This is a genomic window from Bacillus sp. CHD6a (assembly GCF_001293645.1).
Lineage (GTDB): Bacteria > Bacillota > Bacilli > Bacillales > Bacillaceae_I > Sutcliffiella_A.
Window position 1 is genome coordinate 469,378 of record NZ_LBMD01000001.1, and the last position, 15,591, is coordinate 484,968.

Annotated in this window: 16 protein-coding genes; all 16 read right to left on the minus strand. The window is 40.6% G+C overall.

Annotated elements, in window-relative coordinates; genetic code table 11:
* A complete protein-coding gene (locus tag AAV98_RS02390) occupies positions 1 to 795 on the minus strand; it encodes a menaquinol-cytochrome c reductase cytochrome b/c subunit (RefSeq protein WP_060663945.1) in 795 nt (264 codons plus the stop codon).
* A 37-nt stretch (positions 796 to 832) separates the two neighbouring features.
* Positions 833 to 1,507 (minus strand): menaquinol-cytochrome c reductase cytochrome b subunit, encoded by a 675-nt coding sequence (qcrB, locus tag AAV98_RS02395; protein WP_010193681.1) that lies wholly within the window; start codon positions 1,505 to 1,507, stop codon positions 833 to 835.
* A 3-nt stretch (positions 1,508 to 1,510) separates the two neighbouring features.
* Positions 1,511 to 2,020 (minus strand): ubiquinol-cytochrome c reductase iron-sulfur subunit, encoded by a 510-nt coding sequence (locus AAV98_RS02400; protein WP_060663946.1) that lies wholly within the window; start codon positions 2,018 to 2,020, stop codon positions 1,511 to 1,513.
* Positions 2,021 to 2,265: 245 nt separating this feature from the next.
* The gene (locus AAV98_RS02405) at positions 2,266 to 2,724 is read right to left on the minus strand and encodes a YpiF family protein (protein WP_060663947.1); all 459 of its coding nucleotides are present in this window, start codon (positions 2,722 to 2,724) and stop codon (positions 2,266 to 2,268) included.
* A 132-nt stretch (positions 2,725 to 2,856) separates the two neighbouring features.
* Positions 2,857 to 3,393 (minus strand): ReoY family proteolytic degradation factor, encoded by a 537-nt coding sequence (locus tag AAV98_RS02410; protein WP_060663948.1) that lies wholly within the window; start codon positions 3,391 to 3,393, stop codon positions 2,857 to 2,859.
* Between the two features lie 32 nt (positions 3,394 to 3,425).
* Entirely contained in the window at positions 3,426 to 4,685 is a 1,260-nt protein-coding gene (locus AAV98_RS02415) for a tetratricopeptide repeat protein (RefSeq protein ID WP_060663949.1), read from the minus strand.
* A 44-nt stretch (positions 4,686 to 4,729) separates the two neighbouring features.
* Positions 4,730 to 5,641: a hypothetical protein gene (locus AAV98_RS02420; RefSeq protein ID WP_060663950.1), complete on the minus strand. Its 912-nt coding sequence runs from the start codon at positions 5,639 to 5,641 to the stop codon at positions 4,730 to 4,732.
* A gap of 318 nt (positions 5,642 to 5,959) precedes the next feature.
* Entirely contained in the window at positions 5,960 to 7,249 is a 1,290-nt protein-coding gene (gene aroA / locus AAV98_RS02425) for a 3-phosphoshikimate 1-carboxyvinyltransferase (RefSeq protein WP_060663951.1), read from the minus strand.
* A gap of 16 nt (positions 7,250 to 7,265) precedes the next feature.
* Positions 7,266 to 8,378 carry a prephenate dehydrogenase gene (locus tag AAV98_RS02430; RefSeq protein WP_060663952.1) on the minus strand — a complete coding sequence of 371 codons (1,113 nt, stop codon included), beginning with the start codon at positions 8,376 to 8,378 and terminating at the stop codon, positions 7,266 to 7,268.
* Between the two features lie 57 nt (positions 8,379 to 8,435).
* Positions 8,436 to 9,530 (minus strand): histidinol-phosphate transaminase, encoded by a 1,095-nt coding sequence (gene hisC, locus AAV98_RS02435; protein WP_060663953.1) that lies wholly within the window; start codon positions 9,528 to 9,530, stop codon positions 8,436 to 8,438.
* A gap of 9 nt (positions 9,531 to 9,539) precedes the next feature.
* Positions 9,540 to 10,346: a tryptophan synthase subunit alpha gene (gene trpA / locus AAV98_RS02440; protein WP_060663954.1), complete on the minus strand. Its 807-nt coding sequence runs from the start codon at positions 10,344 to 10,346 to the stop codon at positions 9,540 to 9,542.
* Entirely contained in the window at positions 10,343 to 11,542 is a 1,200-nt protein-coding gene (gene trpB / locus AAV98_RS02445; protein ID WP_060663955.1) for a tryptophan synthase subunit beta, read from the minus strand. Before trpB ends, trpA begins: the two co-directional genes overlap by 4 nt.
* A complete protein-coding gene (locus tag AAV98_RS02450) occupies positions 11,517 to 12,191 on the minus strand; it encodes a phosphoribosylanthranilate isomerase (protein ID WP_060663956.1) in 675 nt (224 codons plus the stop codon). The genes trpB and AAV98_RS02450 overlap by 26 nt, the downstream gene beginning before the upstream one ends.
* Positions 12,184 to 12,948, minus strand: a complete 765-nt coding sequence (trpC, locus tag AAV98_RS02455; protein WP_060663957.1) for an indole-3-glycerol phosphate synthase TrpC — start codon at positions 12,946 to 12,948, stop codon at positions 12,184 to 12,186. Before trpC ends, AAV98_RS02450 begins: the two co-directional genes overlap by 8 nt.
* Entirely contained in the window at positions 12,938 to 13,963 is a 1,026-nt protein-coding gene (gene trpD, locus AAV98_RS02460; RefSeq protein ID WP_060663958.1) for an anthranilate phosphoribosyltransferase, read from the minus strand. The genes trpC and trpD overlap by 11 nt, the downstream gene beginning before the upstream one ends.
* A complete protein-coding gene (gene trpE, locus AAV98_RS02465; protein WP_060663959.1) occupies positions 13,956 to 15,470 on the minus strand; it encodes an anthranilate synthase component I in 1,515 nt (504 codons plus the stop codon). The genes trpD and trpE overlap by 8 nt, the downstream gene beginning before the upstream one ends.
* Between the last annotated feature and the right edge of the window lie 121 nt (positions 15,471 to 15,591).

Consider the following 15,591-nt stretch of genomic DNA (forward strand, 5'->3'; position numbering starts at 1 on the left):
TTATTCTGCTTCTGCAGCAAGTTTATTCATTTCTACTAGGTAGTCACCTAGAATTTTAAGCTCTTCGTCTGTACCTTTGAAAAGGTCCGCAGGCATTCCACCAACACCCTCTACTGCAATCTTCTGATAATCTTCAGAAGCAAAATCAGGATTGTCAATTAGAGATGGAGCCATTCCAGGGTTACCTTGAAGATTGTCACCGTGACAGGATAGGCAAGTGTTTTCTTGAAGAATAACATAGCCTTCTGCTTCCATGTCAATTTCAATATCAATTTCATCCGTAATTTCACCTTGCTGAGCTGCAGCTTCCCAGTCATGAGAATCTACAGACTGCCATGTCAAGAAGAAAACTGAAGCGATACCTAGTAACATAAGACCAGTAGCAATAGGACGCTTACTAGGGCGACGCTCAGGACCACGATCTAAGAATGGAGCAAGTAATAAGGCACCAAACGCAAGTCCAGGCATTATCATTGCACCTATAACCGTGTATGGTCCAGCTGCGTATTGATATTTAAGTAGCTCGTATAAGAATAAAAAGTACCAGTCTGGTAACGGAATGTATCCTGTATCAGTCGGATCTGCCACACGCTCCAATGGTGATTGGTGAGCGACAGTCAGGCATAGGAATGCGATTAGGAAAACCGCACCAACCATCCATTCTTTAAGTAAGAAGTTTGGCCAGAATGCTTCCGTTTTACCAGGAAACTCGGAATAGTCTTTTGGAATATTAGGCTTGCGTACTGCCGGGACACGCGAGTCACCAACAAACTTCATACCTTTTCCTCTATGCATATAGGTTCCCCTCCTTTGTTATCAAAAATTATGAATCTTATAGCGGTCCAGAAATACCTTGCTTACGAATCATGACAAAGTGAGCACCCATCAAGCCGAATAGAGCTGCAGGTAGGAAGAAGACATGAATCGCAAAGAAACGAGTCAGTGTTTGCGCTCCAACAATTTCAGGATGACCAGCTAGTAAAGTTTTCACCATATCCCCTATTAACGGGGTTGCAGCGGCAATCTCTAACCCTACTTTTGTAGCAAATAATGCTTTCATATCCCATGGTAAAAGGTAACCTGTAAAACCAAGACCTAACATAATGAAGAAGATAAGAACTCCTACCACCCAGTTAAGTTCACGTGGTTTTTTATATGCACCTTGGAAGAAAACACGTAGTGTATGTAAAAACATCATTACGATAACCAAACTGGCTCCCCAGTGGTGCATACCGCGTACGATTTGACCGAACGCAACTTCATTTTGTAAATAGTAAACGGATTCCCACGCATTTTTGATGTCCGGAACATAGTACATAGTCAAGAACATACCTGATAGTACTTGGATAACGGTTACGAAGAATGTCAATCCACCGAAGCAATAAACGAATGCGGAGAAGTGATGTGCTGGGTTTACGTGCTCAGGTACCTCGTGGTCAGCGATATCGCGCCACATTGGCGTAATATCTAATCGTTCGTCAACCCAGTCATAAATCTTATTTAACAATTATTACGCCTCCCCTTTAGGTTTTGCGCTACCTAAATAAACGATACCATCTTTCACTTCATGAACGTATACATCAAGCGGAGATAGTGGTGGTGTATTAGGTACGTTGTCACCATTTTTTTCATACAAGCCATAGTGGCATGGACAGAAGAACTTATCTGGATTACCAGGATCTGAACCCCAGTTTACAGTACAGCCAAGATGCTTACAAACAGGAGATAAGGCAATAATTTCACCGTTTTCATCTTTGTAAATCCAAGCAGTTCTAGGTTCTTCGGATTCATACCAAGCATCTACCTGCTTAATCTTGAAAGGGAAGTTTTGCGGTTCCGCAGTAAGTTCACTTTCTTCACATACAGCTACTAATTCTTGCTCATTTCCAGCTTTAAGTACAGGATCAATTGCAAAACGGACCATTGGCATCAGCATACCTGCTGCCATGAAACCGCCTACACCAGTAAGGGTATAGTTTAAAAATTGACGTCTAGACACGCGATGGTTTTTCTCACTCATTGTTTTCCCCCCTCTATAGACAGAACTAAGTCCATACGGACAGTAGATTATAACACATAGAAAACTAGGACATTCTCATGATATATCAATCTTGTCCTAAGGTCAATAATCTCCTGCCTTGAAAAAATGGCAAGGTTGTGACGTATTTTCAATCCTTTAAAAATATTTTTGTTTTTTTATTGCTTTTTTAATATTGTTTTGCTATCAGATTGCCTTTTTGGATAATTTGCACCAATTTCTAACCTTTAATCCTGCCATTTTTGGATAAACATCGGTAATAATTGATTCATCTGATCTTGAATGATTTTTTGTTTATATTTATCTTCCATATCTTCTAAAGGAATCGCCGGTAACCAGATGAGCTTTCCTTCTAAATGTTGCTCTTTTTGACTCCATGAACTGTCGGATGTCATAAGAAATACATGTTTAATATTATTTTCTTTAATATGTAGAGACAGATTGTTAAGTTGTGCTACTTTGTTTTCAGCTTGGTCTGACTCGATATAGCTGAAAGGGGGCAACAGAATAACTCTTCCTTTAAATTGTCTTTCCAATTCGTAACTTAAAATGTTTATGTATTCTCCGTGAGATGCAATCGTTTTGATATTGTCTCCGAAACTAATAGGCATCAGTGGAATAATGACGGTATCTATATATTCTTTTGCTTGAACGTACTGGGAGATATCTTTGCTTGTCCATTTCATGGTTTCGTTTCAACTCTTTCTTTTGGGGATTTATTATCGTTCTTTAAATATAAGTTTTGTAGTGGAAGAGGTCAAATATTTAGAGTAACAACAAAAAACCCCCCAACATTTTTGAGTTGGGGGTAAGAAATATTATAATCTCTTCAACTGACCTGTCAGTTTACGAAACGCCTCTTCATCCTGCCGGTCTAATGCTTCGTCTATCATTTTCAATAACTTCTCTTTTTGAAAAGTGTAAATGGATTCTTCTAGCATTCTTTCGGCTAATATACGATCTTTTTCATTGATTTGGGACTGCTTTGGCATAAACGGATTATCTTCGAGCACCGCTGCGTATTGCGGTGAATGATAGACAGACCGGAAATTTAACTGGATATAAATATCCTCATCACGATTAAGCCTAATGTCATGGAAGGACTTCTCGGCGTCCGTCGTCATCACATTTTCCTTATAAAACCTGAATGGCACTTCCTCTACACAATGGGTTGACATGATAATTCCCCGTGGACAAAACTGGGCTTGCTCAACAAAGTGAACTTTCTTCATCAACTGGTCATGACTCATCAAATAGTTTAAAATCCATACACATTCACGTCTTTTTAACTGATAGTTTCCCAAGAACCACCTTATAAAGTCCTTCTTCTCGTTGACAGATACAGGGGTAGCCACAACTATCGTCCCTCCTCTGCGTAGAATATTCCCTACTCTTGTAAATTTAGATACAGATCTTGCAATTCTATGTTGGTTGGGTCAAGTTGTATTAGTTTTTCAAAAAGCGGCTTTGCTTCTTCTCGTTTCCCTTCCTCCAATAAAAAGTGAGCGTAATCGTAAAGGAAGCTGCTGTCATCTTTAAAAGAAGTATATGCTTGACGGTAATGATTTAATGCATCAGAATATTTTTCGGTTTGTTGGTAGGCAACAGCTAAGTCCCAATCATATTGCGGATCGGACTCTCCAAAGTTAATGAGTTCATTCAGGCAGTCTATAACATCTTCATAGCGCTCTTCCTGCAAGAAGATTTTTGTTAAAGTTAAGGCTGCTTCCACATATCCAGGATCAATAGCAATGGCTTCTCTTAATAACTTTTCTGCCTCTTGCACATTCTGCTGTTTCATTGCCACTTTCGCTCCGTACACTTGCAATTCTTTGTTATATTCATTTACCGCTAAACCTTCTTTTGCAACACGCAAGCTATCTTCTAACAATCCTTCGTGTTCATATGCTTTTGCAAGATATAAGTAAAGAGAGGAGTATTCATAATCCATTTCTTTTACCTGATTAAGTTTTTCGATACAGGTCTTGAAATATCCTGCCTGAAAAGCGGTAAATCCGTATTGAAATAGTACGTCAATTTTCAACTCTTTCTGCAATGCCTGGTCGAAATAAGGCATTGCCTCTTCAAATTGCCCGGTAGCACTGTAGCATTCAGCGAGTCTTTCCTGCAAAGAGAAATCAATTTCATCTTCATGCGGAAGAACGGATTCATAAAATGGAATGGCTTTCTTATAGTCTCCTTGAGACAGGTATACTTCCGCTAGTGCGAGGTTGATGATCGGTTCTTTTGGTGCAACCTTTTTGGCAGCAAGTAGTTTTTGTTCGCTCACCTCAAACAGTCCCTGTGCCTGATAAAGGTCTGCAAGTAGAAGCAGCGACTGAATATAGACATCATCATGTTCCGTAATGTTTTCTAATAAAGCCATCGCTTCATCTTCTTCATCTAGATCAATATGGACTTCAGCCAGTGAAATAATGAGGTCAGACTCATTTGGAAATTGGTATAGGAGGTTCTGGTAAAGTTGTTTGGCGTCATCAAGCATACCAAGTTGCTGATAGATCTGAGCCGTCTGAAACAAATCTTCTTCCCCAAACTTAGATTCGTTTTCTTTCAGGATAGTAAGACCCTGTTCTATATCTCCGTTATCTATTAGTTCTAGAGCTTTATCAATTACTGTGTAAGACAAAATACTACTTCCCTTCGTTTTAAAAATCCGCAATCACATGTTCTTTACATCTTTTCAGAGAGTAAGAAATGACCTGGAATGGTTACTGCACATTCTTTTCCAAAGCCTGGACGAAATAATATCTCATCTCCCGCTTTTATAACCGTTCCTTTTTGAACTGTAACTTCTGGAATATGACTATCATAATCCAGATTTTCGATAGTTTCAATTATATGACCTTCTGGTGACAAAAAGAGATTATAGTCTAATTCTCCACCAACCCTCAAATCTCCTTTAGAAGGATAAATACCAATTTTCATTAATAAATCCAAATCGAGCGGTTTGCCCTGTTCTGGACACTCAGTAGAATGTGTCAATTTTTCTTCTTTCATAATTAGTTTCCACTCTTTTTTCTTCTTGTTTTTTTTGGATGGAGAAATATTTTGCCAGCACGGGAGAAATGTTACTGGAAATTGATACAAAGCATCTTTTATCCACCCCCATGGGACGGAAGAAAGTTCTGTTGTATCATCCATTTGCAAAAAAATAGCAGAAATTTTATATCGCCTGCATTGTCGTACAAAAGAAGGTGTGAGTTTACTGAAGGGAATTCTGACAGCAAAATAATAATCAATCGGACTATTTAATAAGCAAGTTCTCGCTCTCTTTAAGGTGTGCAATAATTCTTTTTCGCGATGAACGGATATGAGAGAAAGAAGGGTTGTACAACCTTTTTTTAAATAGTTGCTTGTGATGAATTGCTTAAACTGCGGAAAAGGCATTGGTTCAAGGTTATCGACAAGCATGACATGTCCGGGTGTCAGCACATAGGGGGAAAAATCCATTCTCATGGACCTAGAATTGGAAAAAGGGCCTTCTTTGATGTAATGAATTTTGTTGTCTTTAACCAGCAGATTGGTATGGAGGAGTGTTGATTTGTTCTTGATTACATTGGCAGCTTCTATAATATATTCCATAGCATCCCCCTCTAGAAACGTTCTTAAGACAAGCTATGCGCGTGGAGCGTGAAATATGCTTTGAACGTGATGTTTGGGGTGTACGAAAAAATTAGGGAAAGACTCGGATGGACACGGGCGGAGGGTGTCATACACGTTGGTGGTATCCAAATTCATTTCGGGCGATATTTAGAGTTTACGGGCGAATCGCGTTTATCACCCGCCCAAATCTTAAACTATACCCCCACCTCCTAGCCAAACAACACCCTCCCATTGTCAAAACTAACAAATATAGGAAATAAAAAAGAGGCCCATCTCCATAGACCCCTCTTCTAAAAATTACCCTCTTCTCAAACTTTCCATATGCTCAAAGAAGCTCGGATAGGAAACATTGATTGCCCCATCATTTTGTAGAACCGTTTCTCCATCAGCAACGAGGCTCGCAATGGCTCCCATCATCCCGATACGGTGATCCCCGTAACTGTCTAGCGTGCCACCATGCAACCTCGTTTTGCCCTTAATAATCATTCCGTCCTCCGTTGCCTTAATATCCGCTCCAAGCTTCTTCAGCTCATTCACAACCGTATCAATTCGGTTTGTTTCCTTCACCTTCAGCTCTTCCGCATCCTTTATCACTGTTGTACCTTCAGCTTGTGTCGCCATTAAAGCGATGATAGGCACTTCATCAATCAGGCGTGGGATGATATCTCCGCCAATTTCAACACCTTTAAGATCAGAAGATTCAACGGTAATATCCGCATATGGTTCAGGTCCATCCTCTACCACATTAGAATATGACAGACTTGCACCCATATTTTTTAGAACTTCTAAAATCCCAGTACGAGTAGGATTTAACCCGACCCTCTGCAATGTAACCTTGCTTCCGGGCACTATCGAACCTGCAACCAGGAAAAATGCTGCAGAAGAGATATCTCCTGGAACGACTATATGCATATCTGACACCAGCTTTTGCCCGCCAACCACGCTTACCTTGCATTCTTCTTCTCTTACATCCACTCCGAATGCACGCAGCATTCTCTCAGTATGATCACGGGATTTAAATGGTTCACTCACGCTTGTTACCCCTTCAGCCTGCAACCCTGCCAACAGAACAGCAGACTTCACTTGAGCACTTGCTACAGGCGACACGTAATCAAGGCCGCTCAAGCCACCTCCCTGAATAGAGATGGGCGTGAAATTGCCATCTTGGTTCCCTTGTATTCTTGCGCCCATATCACGTAACGGAACAGTAACCCGTTTCATCGGTCTTTTGGCGATAGACTCGTCCCCAATTAAGACAGAGTGTATTGGCAAACCGGAGAGGATCCCCATCATCAGTCGCGCTGTTGTTCCCGAGTTCCCGACATCTAATATTTCTGATGACTCTCGAAGTCCCTTCAATCCGTTTCCATATACCGTCACATTGGAGCCATCCTGTTCTATCTTCACCCCAAGCTTGGAGAAACAACTGATTGTACTTAGGCAGTCATCACCAGGAAGGAAATTCTCCACTGTCGTTTTGCCTTCCGCCATTGATCCGAACATGACGGAACGATGGGAAATGGATTTATCTCCTGGAATCTGTATGGTTCCTTTTAACCCACTTGCAGTACCTGTAAGTTTTTTCATTGACACTCTCTCCTAACTAGACAATATAGGTTTCATACATGGTGTGTTTGCGTAAGCAATTTTCTGCAGATTGGCGATCGTCTTCTGATTGGAAGCTTAGTCTCAGCACTCCATAAATTTCTTCTCTTGTTTCCATGATTCGGATATTGGTAATGCTTATTTTTTCTTTTGCAAGTATACCGGTAATCTCTGAGATGATACCAGGGTAGTCGGGAACATCCACATATAAATCGTAAAAGGACGGAATAGCACCCTTAGATTTTACAGGTAGACCGTCACGAAACTCCTTAGCTTTACTGAAATACTCAAGCAAAAAAGCTTCGTTATCCTGTGATAACTGTTCCCTCACCACTACCATTTGTTCCATCCATTGATCTAAAAGGGTAAGAATGGTTTCTTTATTATGTATCAAAATGTCCTTCCACATCGTCGGATTGCTTGAAGCGATCCTTGTGATATCTCGGAAGCCACCTGCTGCTAGCCTCGAAACAAATGGATTGGTAGATTGCATATCCTCTGCCTGATGAACAAGGCCAGCGGCGACCACATGAGGAAAATGGCTGATGACCCCTGCCACCAAATCATGTTCTGCAGCAGACATGGTAATAAAATTTGCCTTCGTTCCAGCTAGCCACATTTTCGTTAAGGCCACCTCTTTAGGACTGGCATCTTCCGTAAATGGTGTAAGCACATAAAAAGCATTTTCGAATAGGTGGCTTTTGGCTGCGATCACACCGCTTTTATGGGAACCTGCCATTGGATGCCCCCCTATGAATGTAACATTATCCTGAGGGAACAGGGTAGCTGCTAAAGTGGTAATACTATCTTTCGTACTACCTACATCGGTGATCACAACTTGTGGTTTCGTAAATGTAATCTTGCTTAAGTGTTTTAACACTTCATTGGCCTGCATGACCGGTACAGAAATAACGATAAAATCTGCATCGCTTGCTTCCGCATCATAATCTTCACAGAACTCATCGATAACTTTTAATGACTTCGCTAATTTCGCCTGCTGAGTATTTATATCGTATCCTATTATACACGCATTTGAATGTTCTTTTTTTATCGCAAGGGCTATGGATCCACCAATAAGCCCTAGTCCGATAACCAACACTTTTCCGTTCACTGCATTTCACCGCCTGATGTCTATATATATGTAAATAGAGAGGATATCTCCTCTCTATTAAATGGCTTGCTTCATTTTAAATTCCTTCAAGTAAGAGATAATCTCTGCGTTTTGTTCCTTTGTTCCAACAGTAATACGTAAGCAAGTCGGATAACCTAATGCTTTTCCAGAACGAACAATATACCCTTTTTTCATTAAATATTGAAACAGAATATCTGAGTCCGTCTGAAAATCTATCAAGATGAAATTTCCTTCAGAAGGATAGTAGGCAAGTTTCAATTCCTCGCAAAATGCGTAATATTGCTCTAAACCTTCTTTATTCTTTGTCACACACTCTTTGATAAAAGATTGGTCCCCTACAGCAGCCTTTGCAGCAACTTGGGCCAGAGAGTTCGTATTGAATGGTTCTCTTGCGGGTTCTATAAGTTGGATAAGCTTTTCATTTCCAATTCCATATCCGATACGAAAACTAGCAAGGCCATATGCTTTTGAGAAAGTACGGGTAATCATAAGGTTTGGATAGTCTTTTAACAGAGTCACCGTTTCAGGGTAATCTTCTGAAATGACATACTCCTTATATGCTTCATCCACAACAACTAAAGTATTGCTAGGGACTCTTTCTAGAAAAGAAAGAAGCAGATCTTCCTTGATGTAAGTTCCTGTAGGATTATTCGGACTGCATAACCAAACGATTGCTGTATTCTCATCAATAGAGTTAAGCATTTCATCAAGCTGGTGATAACCATCTTGTAATGGAATTTCTCTAACTTCTGCCCCTTCAATAATGGCATTATGCTTGTATTGTGGAAAAGTAGGTGTTGGCATCACCGTATTTTTCCCTGGTTTTAATAGTGCCCGGCAAACAATTTGAATGACCTCATCAGAACCATTTCCAAAAATAAGCTCTTTTTCTCCAACACCTGTTTGGGCTGCTAGTACTTCACGCAAGTCTCTTGCATAACCATCAGGGTATGTAGCGGCATTGCTGAGCTCCGCTAATAGAGCCTGCTGAACAGCTGGAGAGCAGCCATATGGATTTTCATTAGAAGCGAGTTTCACTATTTTCTCTAATCCTAATTCCCTCTTCACTTCTTCCATCGGTTTACCTGGTTGATAAGGCGTCAAGTTAAGCAGTTGTTCTTTAATTTCCATCTTCAACATTCACCTTTCTGCTAAAAGTGGAGAGATAAGCTCCTCTATTTGTTGCTTTAATTCATGCAAGGTTTTTTCTTCATCAACTTTAAATTGCTTTTCTTTTTGTTCAATCATTTTAATGAGTGCACTTCCCACCACAAAACCATCACAATATGGTTTTAAGGTTTGTATTTGTTCACTCTCTGAGATTCCGAATCCTACTGCAGTCGGCACGTTGCTTTTCTTTTTTACCTCTTCAAGAAAAGCATACAACTCCTCGGAAAATTCTTTACGCACCCCTGTCACACCAAGCGAGGAAATACAATATAGAAAGCCTTGAGCATGCTCTGTAATCGTATTCATCCGTTCTTTGGAAGTTGGGGCAACAAGTGAAATATACGTTATAGCATGTTCGCTGCATTTCTCTCGTATTCTCCTGCTTTCTTCAAACGGAAGATCAGGAATGAGGAGCCCGTCGACTTGATTTTGCTTCGCTAAAGCGAAAAAGGATTCTTCTCCTAATTGTAACACAGGATTATAATACGTAAAGAGGATGATCGGAATTTTCAGTCCTCTTCTTCTCATTTCTCCAGCAAGCTCCATGGTGCTTGTAATGGTTGTTTTATGGGCCAAAGCACGCTTGGAAGCACGCTGTATGACTGGGCCGTCTGCTAACGGATCGGAGTACGGGACTCCAAGCTCTAGTACGGATGCACCTGCCTCCTCTAAAAGAAGAGCAAGCTTTATCGACAATTCCGGTGTAGGATCTCCAGACATAATAAATGGAATAAACAGCTTGTCAAGCTTTGGTAATCTCTCTAGATACGTCGTCATTCTACTGTCCCCTCCATTCTATTCATTAATGTATGCACGTCTTTGTCCCCGCGCCCCGATAAACATACGAGAATTGTTTCATCACTTGGCATTTTTGCCGCTTCTTTATAGGCAGTTGCGAGAGCATGGGCCGACTCGATTGCCGGTATGATGCCCTCTTCTTTTGCAAGGATATGCAATGCCTCCAACGCTTCCTCATCTGTCACACTTTGATAATCAACTCTGCTGCTGTCCTTGAGGTATGCATGTTCTGGTCCAATTCCGGGATAGTCAAGTCCTGCTGAAATGGAATAGGGTTCAATAATTTGACCATGTTCATCTTGAATCAAGTAAGTCAGAGATCCATGAATAACACCTTTCGTACCTTTTGATAGTGTAGCAGCATGCAAAGGTGTATCTATCCCTTTTCCGGCAGCTTCCACACCTATAAGACTTACTTCATCGTCCACAAATGGTGCAAACATTCCTATTGCGTTGGAACCACCACCGACACATGCTACAATTTTATCAGGTAAACCGCCTTCTCTTTCCTCAAACTGCCTTTTGGATTCTTCTCCAATTACTCGTTGAAACTCCCGCACCATATATGGATATGGATGTGGCCCCACAACAGAACCAATCATATAAAAATGATCTTCACAATGTTGCACCCAATAGCGAATGGCTTCATTGGTGGCATCTTTAAGTGTTTTATTACCACTTGTAGCAGGGATTACTTCTGCTCCTAATAGTTTCATTCGAAAGACGTTTAACGCCTGGCGCTCAATGTCTTCCTCGCCCATGAATACCTTGCACTCCAGTCCAAACTTAGCAGCAACTGTTGCGGCTGCTACTCCATGCTGTCCTGCACCTGTTTCGGCGATAATCTTCTTTTTCCCCAACCGCTTAGCAAGTAAAGCTTGGCCGATGGCGTTATTTATTTTATGTGCACCTGTATGATTCAGATCTTCTCGTTTTAGGTAAATTTTCGCTCCGCCAATTCGACTTGTAAGTTTTTCAGCATATGTCAATGCTGTAGGTCTACCGGAATATTCCTTTAGATAGTAATGGTAGTCTTCCAGAAAGGTTGGGTCATTTAGGGCATCTTGCAAGCCTTGTTCTAATTCTTCCAACGGTAGCATCAATGTTTCAGGTACATACTTGCCCCCAAACTCTCCAAATCTACCGAAGCTATCTGGTGTTTGTACGTTTGTCATGTTCTCTCACCATTCTTTCTATCTGATTGATTTTGTCTTTACTTTTAGTAAAATTCTCTTCTATTCCACTTGATAGATCTATTCCTTGTGGAGAATAAGGAAACAACTCTGGGAGTGTCTCTACATTGATCCCACCTGCAATCAAGTATGGAAGGTCATATTGAGTTGCAACTCTGTCATAGAGGGGGATGTGTGTCCAGTTAAAACTTGTTCCCGTCCCTCCGAATTGATTGCCGACTTTTTTATCTATAACAAAACCGTCTATCACACCTGTGAAAAGTTCTAATTTTTTTACACTTGTTTCATCATCGTGATGAATAACTTTCCAAACATCTACATCACTCTTTGACTTTAACTCTTTAATAAATGACAGATTCTCATCTCCATGACATTGAACGATATCCAACGGGACCGTTTGGACAGCTTGAAGAATTTCCTCAATACGTTGATTAACGAAGATCCCCACAAGCCGTTTTTTCCCTGGGGGCAAGTATGCTACCCATTTTGCCACCTCTTCTGGTTGCACCTGTCGCTTACTCTCCGCAAAAACAAAACCTATAAAATCTGCACCAGACTTCACAGAGGCCTCATAATCTTGCAAGCTTTTGTTTCCACAAAATTTAATTTTTGTTCTAGATGTTCTAGACATGCTCAAGTTCCCCGAATAGTCTCTTCACTCCTGTGCCCGGCGTGTGGTCTTTCATGAACGCTTCTCCTACAAGTACGGCGTTTGCTCCAAAGCCTTGTACTTGGCGCAGGTCATCTTGGGATAGGATACCGCTCTCACTGACTAGCAAGGAAGTACTTGGAATATAAGCAGAAAGTTCCTTGGTCGTTTGAATGTCTGTTTCAAAGGTTGCAAGATTTCTATTATTGACTCCGATGATCTTTGGAGTGATTGTTTGAAGAAGTTGTGTAAGCCTATCCAAACTGTGCACTTCTACCAGTACATCCAAACCTAAATCTGTTGCTTGTTTATATAACGTAGCCAGTTTTTTATCAGGGAGAATTTCCGCTATTAACAGTATTGCATCTGCACCAATACGTGCACTCTCCTCAACCTGAATGGAATCTATAATAAAATCCTTTCTCAGGACAGGCAGGCTTGTTGTTTCCTTTACCATCATCAAATCATGCTTTGATCCCTTAAAATAGGTCTGATCTGTGAGCACGGATATTGCATCCACCCCAACCTGTTCGTATTCCGCTCCAATATCTATTGGGGCAAAGCTTTCTTTCAGAATTCCTTTTGATGGAGATGCCTTTTTCATCTCAGCAATTACACCTAGATGGCGCTTAGGGTTGGCAAGTGCATCATAAAAGGAGTAACGCTGTACCTGTTTCTGAGAAGGTAGGGTTAAGTTTTTCACTTCTATCTTTTTTGTCTCGACTATTTTAGTTAACATGCTCATTCACCCCTGCCTTTTTTAGTTGTTGTAATAATTCGTACGGTTGGTTTGTTTCTATTAATTGAACAGCAAGTTCTACACCTTTGTGAATTGTTTCCGTAATTCCAGATACATAGAGAGCAGCACCAGCATTTAGATAAACAATATTTCGTGCACTTTGGTTGCTTTTATTTTGAAAAATCTGTTTGATCAGATGGGAACTCTGTAAACTATTAGCTACTTGAATGTCTTCCAGTCGGCCACGTTCAAACCCGAAGTCCTCTGGTGTTATCGTATAAGATAAGATTTTACCGTTTTTCACTTCGACCACATGTGTACTAGCCGTGATTGTTATCTCATCCAAACCGTCTTCTCCTGCTACAATTAAAACATGTTCAGAACCAAGCTGATTCAACACTTCCGCCATTTTATAAGCATAATCCTTAGAAAAGACTCCGATTACCTGTTTTTTACAACGAACTGGATTGGCAAGCGGGCCAAGAAGATTAAAAATAGTTCGGAATCCAATCTCTTTTCTTGGAGCAACCGCATGCTTCATCGCCTCATGGTAAATAGGAGCAAAAAGAAAACTCATCCCTTTGTCCTTAAGATTTTCTGTAGCTTCTTCAAGCGTTTGCTGCACTGGAAGTCGAAGCTGCTCTAACACATCTGCACTACCACTTGAGGAAGATACTGCCCTGTTCCCATGTTTGGCTACTTTTGCTCCTCCACTTGCTGCCACAATCGCAGATGCAGTTGAGATATTGAAAGTAGAGGCTCCATCCCCTCCTGTACCGCATGTATCAATTAAATGAGGATGTTCATAGGCTATCGGCTTCATATGCCCGCGCATCGCTTTAGTGAATCCTAACATTTCCTCTGAGGTCTCTCCCCTGAATCTGAGAATAGATATAAAACTTGCAATCTGGCTGGAGGTAACCTCTCCTTTCATCATCAGGTCCATTGCACTTTCCGCTTCTTCTGCTGTAAGGTTCGCTCCATCTATTAATTTCGTTAAATAGGCTTTAAACATAGCTGCATGAGCCTCCCGTCTTTTTGGCAAAATATTTATTTGCTAGTTGGATTGTTTCAATCAATGCTGATGCTTTGTTTATTGTTTCTTGATATTCCAGTTCGGGAACAGAATCCGCTACTACTCCTGCACCTGCTTGAACATAGAAGCTGCTACCACGCTTTTGTATCGTCCTGATAGTAATACAAGAATCAATATTGCCGTCAAACCCGATATAACAAATGGCCCCGGCATAAGTGTTTCTTACTGTTGGCTCAAGCTCTTGTAAGATTTGCATGGCCCTTACCTTTGGCGCTCCGGAAACAGTTCCAGCTGGAAAAGCTGCAAGCAATGCTTCCACAGGAGTGTAATTGGAAGCGAGCTCTGCTTTTACAATAGAAATCAGGTGCATCACCCTTGAAAAATAAACAAGCTCTTTCATAACCGGCGTATGGACGGATCCATATTTAGCGACTCTTCCTAAATCGTTTCGCGCAAGATCTACCAGCATATAATGTTCAGCCTGTTCTTTTTCGTCTTGCAATAAGTCCTCCGCAAGCTCCTTGTCTGCTTCTTCTGTTATTCCTCTTTTTCTCGTACCGGCAATCGGATGAATTTCTAATTTTCTATCTTGAATTTGTATGAGCCTTTCTGGTGAACTTCCTATCAATTCCATCTCGTCATATTTAAGATAAAACAAGTAAGGAGAAGGGTTTTGTCTTCTTAGAACTCGGTAAACATCAAACCCTTCTATTTCCGCTTCTAATTCAAAACGCTGGGAAAGAACACATTGAAAGATGTCACCTGTTTGGATATATTTCTTTATCTTTTCTACATGTTCAATGAATCTCTCTTTTGTGTAATTGGAATGAACAGGAAGTTCCAACTTCCCATTATCCACTTCCACAAGCAGGTCGCTTTCTTGTCGGTTCCTTATTTGGGATACTTTTTTACGTATCGATTTTTTTGCCTGATTAAAGCTATCCTGTAACTCTTTTTCATTTTCCTTTCCATCTAAACGAATATAATGAATAAAATGTAATTCATTTTGCTTGTGGTCACATACAACAATATCTTCGCAATATAAAAGATTTGCTGTATGTTCTCCGTGATAAGAAGGGTGCATCGGAACTTTTTCAATTGTCGGAATAAAATCATAACTCAGATAGCCAACTGCTCCACCTGTAAATCCTAGGTTTTTTTCCAGGAGTTTTACTTGAAGCAGATTATTAGCTTGTTGAATAACTTCATTCAATTCTTTAGAATGGTAGATTGCTTTATCGGTCTTTACTTCTCGCAACGTAATAGTGGTATCCTCGGCGGTTATTTTCCAAAATGGATTCAACCCGATAAAGGAGTACCTCGCCCAATCTGAATTGGGTTCTTTACTTTCTAAAAGATAGACTGCTTCCTTTCTTAATGCCTGAAAGATAGAAACTGGTGTTAAGGTGTCTTCAAAAAAACTTTCTATAATGGGAATGGTTTTGTAATGTTTGCTTGCATCTAGAAACTCTGCAAACTGTTGCATCTGATCTCCTCCATTTTCCAGAAATGGAGAATGAGACTTTGTAACGAGGTGTTACAGAATGAGGAAAAAACAAAAACCCAAAGACAGAGGATAGTCTTTGGGTAGATTTATAGATACATTC